The organism is Flavobacterium sp. (genome assembly GCF_013823965.1).
Lineage (GTDB): Bacteria > Bacteroidota > Bacteroidia > Flavobacteriales > Flavobacteriaceae > Flavobacterium.
This window is the reverse complement of sequence record NZ_PNNA01000017.1, coordinates 19,839-36,687: the sequence shown is the minus strand read 5'-3', so window position 1 is coordinate 36,687 and position 16,849 is coordinate 19,839. Positions and strand designations below refer to the sequence as shown.

Genomic DNA, 16,849 nt, shown 5'->3' with positions numbered 1-16,849 from the left:
AATGGTGTCAAAAAACCGCAACCCTACAAGAAAATTGAAGGTTTAGAACATATCGACAAAGTAATTGATATTGACCAAAGTCCGATTGGAAGAACGCCACGTTCGAATCCGGCGACTTATACCGAAGTTTTTAGCGAAATCAGAAATCTATTTACAATGACTTCGGAGAGTATGATTCGGGGTTATAAAGCAGGTCGTTTTAGTTTTAATGTGAAAGGCGGACGATGCGAAACCTGTGAAGGTTCAGGAGTTCGAACAATTGAAATGAATTTTTTACCAGATGTTTATGTGGAATGTGAAACCTGTCAGGGAAAACGTTTCAACAGAGAAACTTTGGAAATTCGTTACAAAGGAAAATCTATTTCGGATGTGTTGAATATGACGGTAGATGAGGCCGTTCCTTTCTTTGAAAACATCCCTAAAATTCACCGAAAAGTAAAAACAATTCAGGATGTTGGTTTGGGTTATATCACTTTGGGACAACAAAGCACCACACTTTCGGGAGGTGAAGCACAACGCATTAAATTAGCAGGAGAATTATCCAAAAAAGATACAGGAAACACCTTTTATATTTTGGACGAACCCACAACAGGACTGCATTTTGAAGATATTCGGGTGTTGATGGAAGTGATTAATAAATTGGTTGACAAAGGCAATACCATCCTGATTATTGAACATAATATGGACGTAATCAAACTAGCGGATTACATCATTGACATTGGTCCCGAAGGCGGAAAAGGCGGTGGCGAAGTGGTTGCCAAAGGAACTCCTGAAGAAATTATTAAAAACAAAAAAAGTTACACGGCACAATTTTTGAAGAAGGAATTGGCTTAAGTATTGAAAAAAATTAACATAAAAAAAAGCATCATTATAACCCATAATGGTGCTTTTTTATTGATAAAACAAGACTTTATCTTAGCCTAATCGCTATTTTGTAATAAGGACAGCCGAATTAAAATATTGCTACGACGCCTTGAGAATTACTCTTGTTTTTTAAAACAGATTTTTTATTAATCTCTGTGAAATTTAAAGGCTGAATTTCATCGGAATCTGCACTTTCAATTATTTTTTCGTCGTCAGAAATAATTTCATCGATTGTTTTACTAGATTTTACTAATAAAATTGATTCAGGATTCAAAAAAAGAGTATCATCTATCAACGAAACTTTCACTTTTTCATTAACTGATGTTGATTTCAAAACAGCAATGGCTTCACGGGCATTAGATAACTCAGCATATTTTAAAGCAGTAAATCCTTGACTATCTGTAAGATCACGATCAGCTCCTTTTTGCAATAAATATTCAATGATTTCTACTTTATTATAGCGTGCAGCATACATTAGGGGAGTTAGCCCATTTAATTTTTTATTTACTTTCGTGCCGTTTTCTATAAACTGTTTCACTGTTTCAACATCGCCTTTACTAATTGCCACCACTAAAGGAGCTGGAGAAACATTATAGCTATTTAATGCTTTTTGATTACCAATAAAATTAGTATTGGAAGCGAAAGACAAACTAGAAAAGGCCATTAAGGTAATTCCTAAATAAATGATTGTTTTTTTCATGATAATTACTTTTAAATTGTTATTTTCTTTTATTTTTTTATTTAATAATTGGCAGTATATAAATTATGTTCAATATCAGTTTATATGCGAATAAGTTATTACCCCTGTAAAATATTAAAATAATAATAAAAATCAATTATTTTAAACATATCGCAAAACACAAAGTTTATTTTGTCAAATTTTTATCAAATATACAAATTATCAAAGACACATCCACAAGATAAACATAAAATAATTCTGCTTAAAATCTATTTTTATTCTTTATTCATTCCAATGTAAATTTTTAGAAAGTAACCAATCAATAAATCATCATTTTTTTAACTAAAATACTTTTTTTTGTTAATAATTTACGTTATACACAAAAAATGCTTTTTCAGACCCCAAATTAATGATATTTCAATAATTCAAAGAAGCTTTTGAGCAACTGCGGTTAATCTCTTGTTGATTTAGTATCAAAACTGGAAAAACACTTTATTGAATTCTTAAAAAATCACACCTCCAAAACGTCAATTATTCCCCAGATTTCAGTTCAAACACCTTCAGTTTTCATGTATTTTCATTCTAACCAAACCAATAAACAAAACATCTTGCAAAGAAATGACAGAAATAAAAAAAGCAGTGCTTCACTTTTTTGAAAAAAGAATTACTTTAGCACGGAAGTCTGAAATACTGGTCTATTTAAATTATTGACTCCATTTTTAGGCTTTAAAACAGGAAGAACAATAAAAGTTAACAAACACGAAAATGAGATTACAAGATTTTGACAATGATGAAGAAAAAGTAATTCAGGATAAATTTAAAAGAAAAACCTGGAACGAAATTCGAACTAATGACAGTTGGGCAATTTTCAAGATTATGTCCGAGTTTGTCAACGGATATGAAAATATGGCTAGAATAGGTCCTTGTGTTTCCATTTTTGGTTCGGCTCGAATAAAACCGGAGGACAAATATTATTTATTGGCCGAAAAAATTGCCTACAAAATAAGTAAAGCAGGTTATGGTGTCATCACTGGTGGCGGTCCAGGAATTATGGAAGCGAGTAATAAAGGAGCGCATCTTGGCGGCGGAATTTCAGTTGGATTGAATATTGAATTGCCTTTTGAGCAGCATTTCAATCCCTATATCGACCACGACAAGAACCTGAATTTTGATTATTTTTTTGTTAGAAAAGTGATGTTCGTGAAATATTCACAGGGTTTTGTTGTTATGCCTGGAGGGTTTGGCACTTTGGACGAAATGTTTGAAGCCTTGACCTTGATCCAGACGAAAAAAATTGGAAAATTCCCTATCATATTGGTTGGATCCGCCTTTTGGTCAGGATTGATAGAATGGATAAAAACAGTTTTGGTCGAACAAGAAAAGACGATAAATGCTGTCGATTTAGAATTATTCAAAATTGTGGACACTGAAGATGAAGTGGTTGAAGTTTTGGATAAATTCTACAAAAAATACGATTTGACTCCTAATTTTTAGGGAAAGCCAATACCGCTTAATTAATTTTTTAAAAGAGATATTTGAAATCATTTTATAAAAATAGTATTCTCCTACTTGTTTTATTTGCTTCACTGAAACAATACGGGCAACATAATTCCCATATGGTTGTCGAAGTAAATACGGCACGAAAAACGTTGACCATTCTACAGGATATCGTGTTTTATAATCAATCGGAAGACACATTGACATCGATTGTTTTGAATGATTGGACGAATGCCTACTCGTCAAAAACATCGCCTTTGGCTAAGCGATTTTCGGACGAGTTTTATCGAGGATTCCATTTGGCCAAAGAGGAAGAACGAGGAGGCACGAGCAATTTAAAGATTTCGAGCCACGAAAAAACAACGCTTTCGTGGGAAAGAACCGAAAAAAATCCAGATTTTGTCATAGTCAAATTGGCCAATAAATTAGCTCCAAACCATAAAACCACGCTTCATCTTACTTATGTAGTAAAGGTTCCCAGCAGTAAATTTACCAATTATGGTCATTATGAAAATGGCGGAATGAACCTGAAAAACTGGTTCCTTACTCCTGCACGATACGAAAATCATGCTTTTGTAAAATACAACAATTGCAATCTGGATGACATTGCCAATGGCTTCTCGGATTTTGAAATCGAGTTTATAATTCCAAAAAATTGGGAACTGACAACCGATTTAAAAAATGGCCAAACGAAGCAGACAGAAAATTTTTCATTTTATGAATTAAAAGGAACTAACAGAACTGATTTTAGTCTTTTTATAGAACCAAAATCCACTTTTCGCAGCTACAAAAACAGTTCCGTTGAAGTCCTGGCCAACATAAAAGGCTACAAGGCTGACGAAATTAAAAAAGCAATTGCAATTGATCGAATAGTGGGATTTACAAACAATCTAATTGGCCCGTATCCCTTTGAAAAAATAACGGTTTCACAAGCGGATTACAATAGAAACCCTTTCTATGGATTGAACCAATTGCCTTCCTTCATTGTTCCTTTTCCTGATGAATTTCTTTTTGAAATCAAATTTTTGAAAACCTATTTGAACAATTATCTAAAAAACACTTTGAAATTGGATCCCAGAAAAGACAACTGGATTTATGACGGAATTCAAGTGTATTGCATGATGCGATACATCCAAGAAAATTATCCTGATTACAAGATGATGGGACAAGTTTCTAATTTTAAATTGTTTAAAGGATACAATTTGTTAAATCTGGATTTCAATGAGCAATACAGCTATTTCTATTTGCTCATGGCTCGAAAAAATTTGGATCAACCCCTTGGAGTTCCTAAAAATACCCTGATTAAATTCAACGAACAAATTGCCAGCAAATATAGAGCAGGTTTGAGTTTGATCTATTTGGATGATTATCTTGAAAACCATTTTATACCCAACAGCATTAAGGAATTCAATGCCCTAAACAAGCAAAAACAAACCAATGTAAATGATTTTGAAGCCATATTAAAATCTAACACGACTAAAGATATCGACTGGTTCTTTAAAACCATCATCAATTCTCGTGAAATCATTGATTACAAATTTTCGAAAGTATCAAAAACAAAAGACAGCGTTAGTTTTTCTTTGAATAATAGAACAGGAGTTTCTGTTCCGATGCCAATTTACGGCATAAAAAATGACACCATTGTTTTTAAAAAATGGTTAGAAACCACAAATAAAGACAGCATTTTTACACTGGAAAGAAAAGAAGCCAAGAAAATTGTCATCAACTATAAAAATGAGGTTCCTGAATATAATTTAAGAAATAACTGGAAGAGGATTGAAGGATTATTCCCAAACAATCGTCCTGTAAAATTTGCCCTGATTAAAGATTTGGAAGATCCTTATTACAACCAAGTCATATATGCTCCAATTTTGACATACAATGTTTATGACGGTTTTTCGCCTGGATTAAGATTCCACAACAAATCCATTTTAAACAGGCCTTTTGTTTATGACTTGAATCCTACCTATTCCGTAAAATCTGAGACAATAACTGGAGCAGCAGCCTTCGCCATAAACAAAGATTACAGGAACAGCAATTTGTTTAACGTAAAATATAGTGTTAGCGGTTCCTATTTTCATTACGCACCTGACGCAACTTATTTAAAAATAAACCCGATGGTTTTAATGCAAATTCGAAAAAACGAGTATCGAGACAATCGAAAACGGCTTATTTATGTTCGGCAAGTAATCGTTAATCGAGAAAAAAGCGCCTTTGTTATGGACAACTCCCTGGAAGATTATTCCGTTTTTGACATGAAATACATTAACTCCAGAACTGAAGTTACCAATCACATCAGTTTTGTTGGCGACATGCAATTTTCGAGTGAATTTGGCAAGGTTTCCACTGAAGTCCAATTCAGAAAACTTTTTGAAAACAATCATGAAATCAATTTAAGATTCTATGCGGGTAGTTTTTTATACAATAACAGCAATTCCGATTTTTTTAGTTTTGCATTGGACAGACCCACAGACTATCTGTTTGATTATGCTTACTTAGGCAGATCATCAAGTACAGGAATGGTGAGTCAGGAATTCATAATGGCCGAAGGAGGCTTCAAATCGAAATTAAACACCCCTTATGCAAACCAATGGATTACCACCTTGAATGGAAGTTACACCTTATGGAATTGGATAGAAGCATACGGCGATATTGGTTTTGTAAAAAATATGCAACAAAAAAATAACTTTGTCTATGACAGTGGCATAAGATTAAATTTGTTGGCGGACTATTTCGAATTGTATTTCCCTCTGTACTCAAATAAAGGAATGGAAATGGCACAACCACATTACGGTGAAAAAATAAGATTTGTGGTAACACTTGACCCTAATAAATTAATTCCCCTTTTTACAAGAAAATGGTTTTAATTGGACACAAAACCGTATAATTCATTGTATTATTATCAGTGATATTTAATTTTAAATAAATATTATTTAAAAAAAATGTAATTTATCAAAATTAAATTACTTAAAATTAAATTGTATTTCATTCGATGAATTATGAAAATAGCTAGTTTTTGAGTAAATTCGCCCCGTAAAGTTATACTTTTCAATTATGATAAAAGAAAAAGCCAATACTACGTTGACATTCGAAGACTTCAAGACCGAAGTGCTGAAAGATTACAAAATCGCAATAATAAGCAGAGAGTGCAGTTTATTGGGACGCAAAGAAGTGTTGACAGGAAAGGCAAAATTTGGAATTTTTGGTGACGGGAAAGAAGTGCCACAATTAGCCATGGCAAAGTCATTCAAAAACGGTGACTTTCGTTCAGGATATTACCGCGACCAAACTTTTATGATGGCAATTGGCGAATTAACCATTCAACAATTCTTTGCTGGATTATACGGTCATACCGATGTTCTTCAAGAACCCATGTCAGCAGGAAGACAAATGGGAGGGCATTTTATGACACACAGTTTAAATGAAGACGGCAGTTGGAAAAACTTGACAACCAAGAAAAATTCCAGCGCAGACATATCGCCAACGGCGGCACAAATGCCTCGTATGTTGGGATTGGCACAAGCATCAAAAATATATAGAAATATTCCGGAAATTGCCCATAAATCTAATTTTTCAGTCGATGGAAATGAAGTGTCTTGGGGCACCATTGGAAATGCAAGCACTTCTGAAGGTTTGTTTTTTGAAACCATAAATGCAGCTGGCGTTTTACAAGTGCCCATGGTTTTGAGCGTTTGGGATGATGAATACGGAATTTCGGTTCATGCCAAACATCAAACCACTAAAGAAAGTATTTCCGAAATTTTAAAAGGATATCAACGGGTTAACGACAGTAATGGTTTCGAAATATTGAAGGTAAAAGGCTGGGATTATGTGAGCCTAATCGAGACTTACGAAAAAGCCGAGAATTTAGCACGTGAAAAACATATTCCAGTACTCATTCACGTAAGCCAATTGACACAACCTCAAGGACATTCCAGTTCAGGTTCGCACGAAAGATATAAAGATTCGACAAGACTTGCTTGGGAAAAAGATTTTGATTGCATTCGCCAAATGAAATTGTGGATGATAGCCATCAATATTGCCACTCCCGAGGAGATTGAAGCAATTGATTCGAATGCAAAAAAAGAGGTTTTAGAAGGTAAAATTGCAGCTTGGAATGCTTTTATTGAACCTATTGTCGAAGAGAAAAAAGGACTCGTTGCGTTACTTGAAAAAATAGCTTCGACCAGTAAAAATAAAGATGCCATCCAGAAAATTGTCACTGATTTAAGCAAGATAAAAACGCCCTTAAAAAAGGAAATATTGGTAGCGGCTCGAACTGCTTTACGATTGGCAATCAACGAAAGTGGCCAAACGGAATTGTCCAGTTGGATTACTTCTTACACTCAAAAAACACAACAAAAATTCAGCAGTAACTTGTTTTCTGAATCTAATCTGAATGTTTTTAGCGTAAAGGAAACTTTACCGGAATATGAAAAAGAGGCAAAAGAAGACACCGATGGTCGAATGATTTTACGTGATAATTTTGATGCCATTTTTAAAAAATATCCTGAAGCATTAATTTTTGGCGAAGACGCAGGAAGCATTGGTGACGTAAATCAAGGACTGGTTGGATTACAGGAAAAATTTGGAGAACTACGTGTTGCCGATGTTGGAATAAGAGAAGCATCCATCATTGGACAAGGCATTGGAATGGCTTTGAGAGGACTTCGCCCTATTGCCGAAATACAATATTTGGATTATTTATTGTATGCCATCCAGATCATGAGCGATGATTTGGCAACATTGCAATATCGAACAGCAGGAAAACAGAAAGCACCACTAATTATAAGAACTCGTGGTCATCGATTGGAAGGAATTTGGCATTCTGGATCACCTATGGGAATGATTATAAACGCATTAAGAGGAATCCATGTTTTAGTGCCTAGAAATATGACAAAAGCTGCCGGTTTCTACAATACTTTGTTTGAGTGCGATGAGCCTGCGCTTGTGGTAGAATGTCTTAATGGCTATAGATTGAAAGAAAAAATGCCTTTAAATTATGGAGAATTCAAAACACCAATTGGTGAGATTGAAGTCATAAAAAAAGGTGCCGATATCACTTTGGTGTCTTATGGTTCTACGTTGCGTTTAGTCGAACAAGCAGCCAAAGAACTGATGAAAATTAGAATTGATTGCGAAATAATTGACGTACAATCTTTGCTTCCGTTTGACGTTAATCATGACATTGTGAAAAGCATCATCAAAACAAACCGATTATTGATTATTGATGAAGACGTTCCAGGCGGAGCATCGGCTTATATCTTGCAACAAATTATCGAAAATCAAAATGGCTATAATTATCTAGACAGCAAACCAGAAACCTTGACGTCTAAAGCACATAGACCTGCTTACGGAACTGATGGTGACTATTTTTCAAAACCATCTGCTGAAGATATTTTTGAGAAAATTTACGCCATGATGCATGAGGCAAACCCTTCTAAATATCCAAGTTTATATTAAAAACATTAAATTAATTATAACATTTTTCTTCAAAAATATTTCCATCTTCATCAATGGCGACAAGGATATTTTTTTCTTTGGAAGCGACTTGGCTTATGTAAATCCAGGGCAAAGTCCACAGACCAAAAGTAGCACAAAAAATAAAAAAATTGAGACCGTGGTCCACAGTCACGGCTTTTTTTGTCAAAACGGCAAAAGGTAGTTTGTCATTTTTTTCAACAATTACAAATCCTTTGTGTATCTTTTTTGCAAGAGTACTGGCGTATTTCTGCAGGTGTTCCTTATTGGCAATTTGATGGCTTTTCATAATTATGGGGGCGAAAATTATTTTAGCTACTTATGATTATTTTGATGAAATATAGAATTAGACTATTGAACCACAAAAAAGTTTAATAGAAAAAAGAATTAAATTTCTTATAATATTTTATTTTATTTAAATAATATCCGTCAAATGTAATAAAAAAATCGATTAAATACACGAAGTCTAGATTTGTATTTTTTTATTGGTTCGAATGAAATTGTTATTTATTTCAATTTCTTCAATAGATTGTCGATAACCTGATTTATTTCTGTTGAAATTACAAACTTGTAATTGAGGTAAACATATAAAACTGTCATTACTATCGATTTTAAGGTAATCGAAATTATAGGATGAAAAGGAAAGTCCCAAAAATAAAATACTAAAAACAAAACAAGAGTAAGAGCCATTGAATAAAGGGTTTGATTTGTAAAAGGATACAAATGCAAGCGCTTGACAACAAAAAGCAGTTTGGCCAAACTATATAAAGTAATGGACAATAATGTGGCAAATGCTGACCCAATAATGCCATAAATTGGAATAAAAATCATGTTTAATCCCACTGTCAAAATTACCAAAAGCACTCCCAGAAACAAAACCGCTCGATAATATTTCGTATTGAAAATAATGGCGTTATTGTTGCCCAAAATCAAATCAAAATACTTTGATAATCCTATCATAAACACTACCAAAATACCTCCGGCATATTCTGGTGGAACCAATTCATAAAGCTTATTGATGTTAACAAAAATACCCAACATCACAAAACCACCCACAACCTGTAGATTGATGGATGTTTTCTTGTATAAAATATCCATTTCATCATGCTTGTTTTCGTGCATTAATTTTGCCGTAATGGGATAAACAATTTGGTGCATCGCACGACTGGGAACCGAAATAACGAGAGCAATATAAGTCGCCACGGAATAATAGGCGATATTTTCGATATTCATGTATTGATTGAGAATCATTTTGTCGCCATCCAACAATAAATTGGCCACACTTCCCGACAAAATAATATAAAAAGTATAAACTAAAACATCCTTGGTATTAGCCGGGATTGTAAACTGGAAATTAGGTTTTTCAATACTAAAAGCATAAAACATCGTTACCAAAAGTGCCAAAAGATACACAACCGCCGTGGCATAAACAAATCCCTCAACAGTCATCCAATCGTAATAAACAGCAACCAACAATAGCAAGGAGGCCGATCGCAAACCAACTTCCTTGATGAAATTCCCAAAAACAGAGTGCATGTGAACGCGCAACCAAGCATAAAAAATTTCGAAATATGCCATACACAATCCAATGAATGGAATAAGCCAAATATAATTTTTAACAATTACGTTCTTCTTCGACAAAAAAAACAAAATCTCGTCAAAAAATAAAAAACCAACTAAAAACATCGGAATTATCAAGAGCAGGGGAAACAAGACCGTGAAAGACAAAAACCGAGATCTTTCTTCATTGGTTTCATATTGCGAATAGAATTTCACCAGCGTATTTTGCATTCCTATAGCGAATAACGGCATAATCACATTTGCCGATGACAGAATGTAATTGGTCAAGGCATAATAAGTGGCACCAAGAAAAACAGGATACAAATAAATGGTATTGATGCCTCCAATCGCAAAACCGATATAGGTAATTATGGTATTCTTTAAAGACTGATTTAATACTATTCCCATTTATGTGGTTAGTGGTTAGAGGTTAGAAGTTTCACCAATTTCTCCGTCAAACTTTTTCTGGAATATTGTTGCAAACCTACGGCATTCGATTGTAGTTTTCCTTCCAAAAACTGGTTGTAATAGCCCAAAAGTACACTTTTTAATTTCATCTTTTCGGAATAGTCAAAAAATACGCCTGTATTGGTATTGGTAATAATTTCGGCAAAGTCGGAACCATTTGGGCCAATGGCAATAATTGGTCTTCCGGAAACCATATATTCAAATAATTTGCCCGGAATAATGCTTTTGGTGTCTTCCGAATTGATTTCGATAAGCAACAACACTTGTGACTTTCTTTGGTGGGCAATCGCTTCGGAATGCGAAACATATCCCAGGTTGTTCAAATACGGATTCAATCCAAACCCAGATATGGTTTCCAACACTTCCTGACTCACCGCTCCCATCAATTTAATTTCCAAATGCGATTTAAAATCGGGAATTTCATTGATTAATTCGACCAAACTTTCCCACAACATTTTTGGATTTCTTTCCGAAAGAAAAGAGCCAATGTGTGCCAAAGAAAACTTTGTATCCAAGGCTTGTTTCTCTACTTTTTCAGTATCATATCCGTTGGTAATTACGGCAATTGGTTTGGTAGTAATCGCCTGAAACTCGGTTTTGGTGGTGTTGCTGGTCACGATAACCGTGTCTGCTGAATTCAGGACTTGGTGTTCCAATACCTTGTGCTTTTTGACCGCGTAGTTCGACAATCGCAAGGATTTGTGATAACCAATTGTTGTCCACGGATCACGAAAATCGGCAAACCATTTTACGTTCAATTTTTGTTTTAATTCCAGTCCAATGAGGTGCAAACTGTGTGGCGGTCCCGAAGTGACAATCGTGTCAATTTCATTTTCCAAAATGTATTTTTCCAAAAATGACACCGAAGGTTTTACCCAAAAAACTCTTGCATCTGGAATAAATAAATTGCCCCGAATCCAAAGAAATAGTTTATCTAAAAAAGACTGCTTTTTCTGGTTTGGAATAATTCCCGAATTCATTTTTTTGGTTTTGTTCTTCGAAAAAAACGACGCCAATTGATAGGGTTCGAAGATTTTATGTTTCAAGATAATCGCTTTATCCGAAACTTCATTTACCAAGTTCTCGTCAACAATGGGATAAGTCGGGTTCTGCGGAATATAGACAATGGGCTGAACGCCAAAATCTGGCAAATATTTCACGAATTTCAACCAACGCTGAACACCTGGCCCACCTGCTGGCGGCCAATAATAGGTTATTATGAGGAGTTTTTCTGGTTTCAAGTTTAAGGTTTAAGGTTTAAACTTTTCTTTCTCTCAAAATAAACACCGCCAATCAATAACAGCAACATTCCCAAAGAGCTGATAAGTGTAATTGTGCTTCCCGTTTGTATCACTTGTGGTTCAAACTTAAATTCAATCACATGTTTTCCTGCTGGAATTTGCAATCCTCTTAAAACATAATCTGTTCTAAAAATTCCAGTTTCTTTTCCGTCAATGGTAGCTTTCCATCCTTTTTCATAATACATTTCAGAAAAAACAGCCAATCCATTTCCAGCATTATTTGAAGTATATTTTAAATAATTGGGTTTGTAACTTACCAATTGAATTGTAGCTGTACTATCTTTTGAAAAATTTGTGGCATCATTTTTAAAGATGGAACCAAATTCAAATTGATTTACAACTGCCACGTTTTTTGAATCCAGCTTGTCCAATACTTTCATTTCTTCATCTGCCGATTGAACTAATTTCACGTTTTTCACAAACCACGCATTTCCATTGGCATTCGGATTTTGAACTGGAAAGGCTGCTCCCGTTGAATCGGTTTGAATAATGTATTTCACGTTCAACATATTGAGAATCTCGATATTGTTTTTGGCAATTTGGTAATCGAATAATTGCTGCATTCTTCGCGGTTTCACGGCGCTGTAACCACCAATCGATTTATGAAAATAAGAAGCCCTGGCGCTTGACAAATTGCCTTGAACTTCAAAAACGCGATAATGAGTCGTGTCTTGCAAAATCTGGATATCGGCTGAAGTTTCCTGAAAAGGAACTTCCACTTCACTCCTGCTCACGAAATCTTTGTCCGAAACATATTTTTTATCCACAAAAAACAAATCGAAAACCATTAATAATCCTACTAGAATTATTGTCGTATTCTGGGCAAATTTTTCTTTGATGAACAACCATAAAACACCGGCCACAAGCAGAACAAAAAAACCAGAACGCAATAAATCAGCCGAATACAGCGTCATTCTGTCTTCTTTAAGAGCATCAACAAATGCTGGTCCATAACTTTCCCTGAAATAACCGTCATTAGCTCCGGCAAAACTGAAATTGCCTTTCAACAAAAACAAACCTACAATAATTCCGAAACCAACTGCAGCTGATTGCCACAAGGCTTTAAATCTTGCCTCTTTTTCCATATCAAAAAAGGATTGCAATCCCATAATGGCCAAAACCGGGAAACACAATTCCAGAATGACTTGTATCGAAGAAACTGCCCTGAACTTATTGTACATTGGAACATTATCAATAAAAAAGTCAGTCAATGCAGGGAAATTTTTTCCCCAAGACAACACCAAGGCAATAATCGCTCCCGAAAGAAAGATGTACTTTATTTTTCGTTTATCGGCAAACAAGGCCAAAATTCCCAAAAAGAAAACCACAATTCCAATGTAAGCCGGTGCTGCCACGATAGGTTGGTCGCCCCAATATGTAGGCATTCCCGAAACAAAATCACTGGCTTGCGCTTCTGGAACTCCTTGTTCCATCATAAACGAATACATCTTGCTATCTTTTCCTAAAGCTTCATTATTTGAACCTCCAAAAAGCCGGGGAGCAATTAGGTTAAAACTTTCGGCAATTCCATAACTGTATTCCGTGATGTAATCTCGAGACATGGCGCTGTTGCCAATGCTTTTTGAACCATCAGCATTGATGGACAATTCGCTTTTTCCTCTTGTGCTAAAGTTGGCATATTCGGCTGTCGCCAATAAATTCGTGGCATTTGCTCCAATGGCGAAAATCCCGGCTATGGCCAAAACACCGAAAGAAGTCAACAATGATTTGTATTCTTTTTCTTTGACCGCCTGATAAATAAAATACCCCGAAAGCACCAATAGGAAAATCAACAAATAATACGTCATTTGAAAGTGATTCGCATTGATTTCCAAGGCAACGGCAAACATCGTCAGCAATCCACCCCAAATGTATTTTTTTTGGAAAGCCAATATAAATCCGGCAATAACCAAAGGCATATAGGCAATCGCGTGTGCTTTGGCATTGTGTCCAACACCGAGAATAATGATCAAATAAGTGGAAAATCCAAAAGCCAAAGCACCGAAAAAGGCTTTGAGCGGATCTGTTTTCAAAACCAAAAGCAAGCCATAAAATCCCAGAAAATACAGGAACAAATAATCGGCTGGACGAGGCAAGAAACGCAAAACATCGTCAATCATGCCAACGTAATCGTGCGGATATTTGGCACCCAATTGATAAGTCGGCATTCCGCCAAAAGCGGAGTTGGTCCAATAGGGTTCAATTTTTTCAGCCTTTCTAAAATCGTTTTGCTCTTTTGCCATTCCGGTGTATTGGGCAATATCTGATTGGAAAATTTGTTTTCCTTGCAAAACGGGATAAAAATAAATGAGGGAAATTAATACAAATCCAAGTACAACTAAGGCGTGCGGATATAACTTTTGAAGTTGCTTCATGAAATAGGTTGTTGGGTTTTGGTTTTTTGGTTTGGGGTAAATTTAATCTATTTCTTCGTAATCCACGTAATCCCCAACTTTTTTGGTTTCACGAGTTTTTTTGGCATTGGCGGTATCGATAATGATTTCATCGTTATTCGATGTTTTTTGCCAAGGATTACCTTGGGCATATTGTTGTTGTTTTTGGAAATTTTCGCCCGCTTTTTCTACTGCTTTTTTAACCAAAATAGGTAAAAACAATCTTGCCAAAAATTTAAAAATATAATAGAAAGCAATCATGTAAAATATTGCTTTTAATAAACCGTTAAAAGATGCTTCTTGCATAATCAAATAATTTTTTGGCAAAATTAACAATTCCAACGTTCAAAATTAAAATATCATTCTTAAATAAATAATAAAATATAGTACATTTGAAAAGCGTTATTCCTTTTTAACCTAAAAAAAAAGTATGAACAAAATCAAAGCAATAGCTCTTTCAGCCTTTTTAATGATTCCGTTTATCCATTATGGACAACACACCGATGAAATCAATTCGAACAGACCAGGCGAAACCATGTCTGCTTTTGCTGTGGGAAAATCGGTTATACAAGTGGAATCAGGAATTTATGGAATCAAGGAAAATCATGACATATTGAAATATGATGCCAATGGATTTGGAGTAGACCTGACGTTAAGATGGGGATTGTTCATGGAAAAACTGGAATTTGTTGCCGACTTTCAATACCAACATGAGGTATTTAACCCCGCCATAAAATATCCAGATAAATCTGCCATGAAGCAAACCGTATTAGGTGCCAAATATTTGATTTACGATCCATTCAAGAATTACGAAAAAAAAGTAAATATTTATAGCTGGAAAGCCAATCATTCGTTCAATTGGCGTCAATTAATTCCGGCTGTTTCCGTCTTTGCGGGTGCCAATCTTACTTTCTCTGACAATCCTTATTATTTTTCACCGGAGGCTGCCATTTCACCAAAAGTAATGCTGATTGCCCAAAATCATTTGGGTGACGGAAGTTGGGTTTTCGTAACCAATATCATCGCCGATTACATTGGAACCGATTTCCCAAGTTATGGATACGGAATTACCTTGACCAAAGGATTCAATAAAAACTGGTCTGGATTTATAGAAAATCAAGGCTATATGAGTGATTTTTACAGTGATGCCATTGTTCGTGGCGGGGCAGCTTATTTGATTCACAAGGACATGCAAATTGATGCTTCGATAAGTACCAGTTTAAAAAACACGCCTTCGATACTTTATGGAGGAATTGGATTTTCTTGGCGATATGACGCCAATTACAAAGAAGTCCGCACTAAAATCGACACGGGAGATTCAGACAAAAAAGCCATAAGAAGAGCAAAAAAAACTAAAAAAGGATAAACTTACAATTTCAAAAAATAAATGATTACCATAAAAGAAGCCGTTACCAAAAAGGAAATGACCGAATTCGTAAAATTTCCTTTCTCCTTATACAAAGACAACAACTACTGGGTGCCACCCATCATCGCCGACGAGTTGGCCTCGTTCGACAAAACCAAAAATCCCGCTTTCGAAAGTGCCGAAGCCTATTTTTATTTGGCTTACAAAGACAATCAAATTGTGGGAAGAATTGCCGCTATCATCAACTGGAACGAAGTCAACGACCAACACAAAAAAAAGGTTCGATTTGGCTGGTTCGACGTGATAGACGACATCGAAGTAACCAAAGCCTTGCTGGAAAAAGCATACGAATTAGGCAGAAAAAACAATTTGGAACACGTCGAAGGACCGATGGGTTTCTCCAACCTGGACAAAGTGGGCGTGCTCACCAAAGGTTTTGACGAAATGGGAACGATGATTACTTGGTACAATCATCCATATTATGCCACTCATTTGGAACAATTGGGATTTGTAAAGGAGAAAGAATACATCGAAAGCATTTTCCCTTTTTCGAACGTGAAACCCGAATTCTTCTTGAAAGCGCAAGCATTAATCAAAAAGCGTTACGAACTGACGAGCTTGAACTTTACCAAAACAAAAGACATTATGCCTTATGTGGACAAAATGTTTGATTTGTTCAACAGTTCCTACGCCAATTTATCTTCGTTTGTGGCCATCACCGACATTCAAAAAGAATATTTCAAGAAGAAATACATCAGTTTCATCAATCCGGAATACATCAAATTTGTGATGGACAAAAACAATGACATCGTGGCTTTCAGTATTGTGATGCCAAGTTTTTCACAAGCGTTGCAGAAAGCCAAAGGCAAACTTTTCCCTTTTGGATTTTATCATTTGCTCAAAGCCAGGAAAGACAGCAAAGATGTTGTTTTTTACTTGATAGGCGTTCATCCAGAATATCAAAACAAAGGCGTGACAGCCATTATTTTTGACGAATATTTCAAAACTTTCTCCGAAAAAGGAATCGTCAACTGCATCCGAACTCCTGAATTGGAAGAGAATCACGCCATCCATAATTTATGGAAAAACTTCGACCCAAGAATTCATTGTAGAAGAAAAACGTTTATCAAAAATCTTTAAAAAAGTGGTCAGTGGTCAGTTTGAAAAACAGTAATCAGTTTATACAAAAAAAACCTTTCGAATTAACGAAAGGTTTTTTTACTTATAATAACTGCGAACT

General features: G+C 35.3%; 11 protein-coding genes and 1 pseudogene. 6 read left to right on the top strand and 6 right to left on the bottom strand.

Annotation, left to right across the window (positions count from 1 at the left end; translation table 11 throughout):
• Positions 1-834, top strand: a pseudogene (locus tag C0430_RS02065) (excinuclease ABC subunit UvrA); the annotation flags it as partial.
• A gap of 118 nt (positions 835-952) precedes the next feature.
• Here the strand turns inward: C0430_RS02065 and C0430_RS13390 are convergent.
• Positions 953-1,564, bottom strand: coding sequence for an ankyrin repeat domain-containing protein (locus C0430_RS13390; RefSeq protein ID WP_366559283.1), 612 nt, complete (start codon positions 1,562-1,564; stop codon positions 953-955).
• A gap of 744 nt (positions 1,565-2,308) precedes the next feature.
• Between C0430_RS13390 and C0430_RS02055 the strand changes: the two genes are divergently transcribed.
• From C0430_RS02055 to C0430_RS02045, 3 genes are all read left to right on the top strand, one after another.
• A complete protein-coding gene (locus C0430_RS02055; RefSeq protein ID WP_290864966.1) occupies positions 2,309-3,037 on the top strand; it encodes a TIGR00730 family Rossman fold protein in 729 nt (242 codons plus the stop codon).
• A gap of 122 nt (positions 3,038-3,159) precedes the next feature.
• A complete protein-coding gene (locus C0430_RS02050) occupies positions 3,160-5,907 on the top strand; it encodes an aminopeptidase (protein ID WP_290864964.1) in 2,748 nt (915 codons plus the stop codon).
• 187 nt (positions 5,908-6,094) lie between these two features.
• A complete protein-coding gene (locus tag C0430_RS02045) occupies positions 6,095-8,503 on the top strand; it encodes a thiamine pyrophosphate-dependent enzyme (protein ID WP_290864962.1) in 2,409 nt (802 codons plus the stop codon).
• 10 nt (positions 8,504-8,513) lie between these two features.
• Here the strand turns inward: C0430_RS02045 and C0430_RS02040 are convergent, their stop codons facing one another.
• The 5 genes from C0430_RS02040 to C0430_RS02020 form a co-directional block, all read right to left on the bottom strand.
• Positions 8,514-8,810 (bottom strand): hypothetical protein, encoded by a 297-nt coding sequence (locus C0430_RS02040; RefSeq protein WP_290864960.1) that lies wholly within the window; start codon positions 8,808-8,810, stop codon positions 8,514-8,516.
• A gap of 218 nt (positions 8,811-9,028) precedes the next feature.
• The gene (locus tag C0430_RS02035) at positions 9,029-10,489 is read right to left on the bottom strand and encodes a polysaccharide biosynthesis C-terminal domain-containing protein (protein ID WP_290864958.1); all 1,461 of its coding nucleotides are present in this window, start codon (positions 10,487-10,489) and stop codon (positions 9,029-9,031) included.
• A gap of 8 nt (positions 10,490-10,497) precedes the next feature.
• Positions 10,498-11,790 carry a glycosyltransferase family 4 protein gene (locus C0430_RS02030; protein ID WP_290864956.1) on the bottom strand — a complete coding sequence of 431 codons (1,293 nt, stop codon included), beginning with the start codon at positions 11,788-11,790 and terminating at the stop codon, positions 10,498-10,500.
• 2 nt (positions 11,791-11,792) lie between these two features.
• A complete protein-coding gene (locus tag C0430_RS02025) occupies positions 11,793-14,225 on the bottom strand; it encodes a YfhO family protein (RefSeq protein ID WP_290864954.1) in 2,433 nt (810 codons plus the stop codon).
• A 42-nt stretch (positions 14,226-14,267) separates the two neighbouring features.
• On the bottom strand, positions 14,268-14,549 hold the full coding sequence (locus C0430_RS02020; protein ID WP_290864951.1) for a DUF4834 family protein: 282 nt from the start codon (positions 14,547-14,549) through the stop codon (positions 14,268-14,270).
• Between the two features lie 124 nt (positions 14,550-14,673).
• Between C0430_RS02020 and C0430_RS02015 the strand changes: the two genes are divergently transcribed.
• Together C0430_RS02015 and C0430_RS02010 are read left to right on the top strand one after the other, a co-directional pair.
• Entirely contained in the window at positions 14,674-15,609 is a 936-nt protein-coding gene (locus C0430_RS02015) for a transporter (protein WP_290864949.1), read from the top strand.
• Positions 15,610-15,630: 21 nt separating this feature from the next.
• Positions 15,631-16,749, top strand: coding sequence for a GTP cyclohydrolase (locus C0430_RS02010; RefSeq protein WP_290864947.1), 1,119 nt, complete (start codon positions 15,631-15,633; stop codon positions 16,747-16,749).
• The last annotated feature ends 100 nt before the right edge of the window (positions 16,750-16,849 follow it).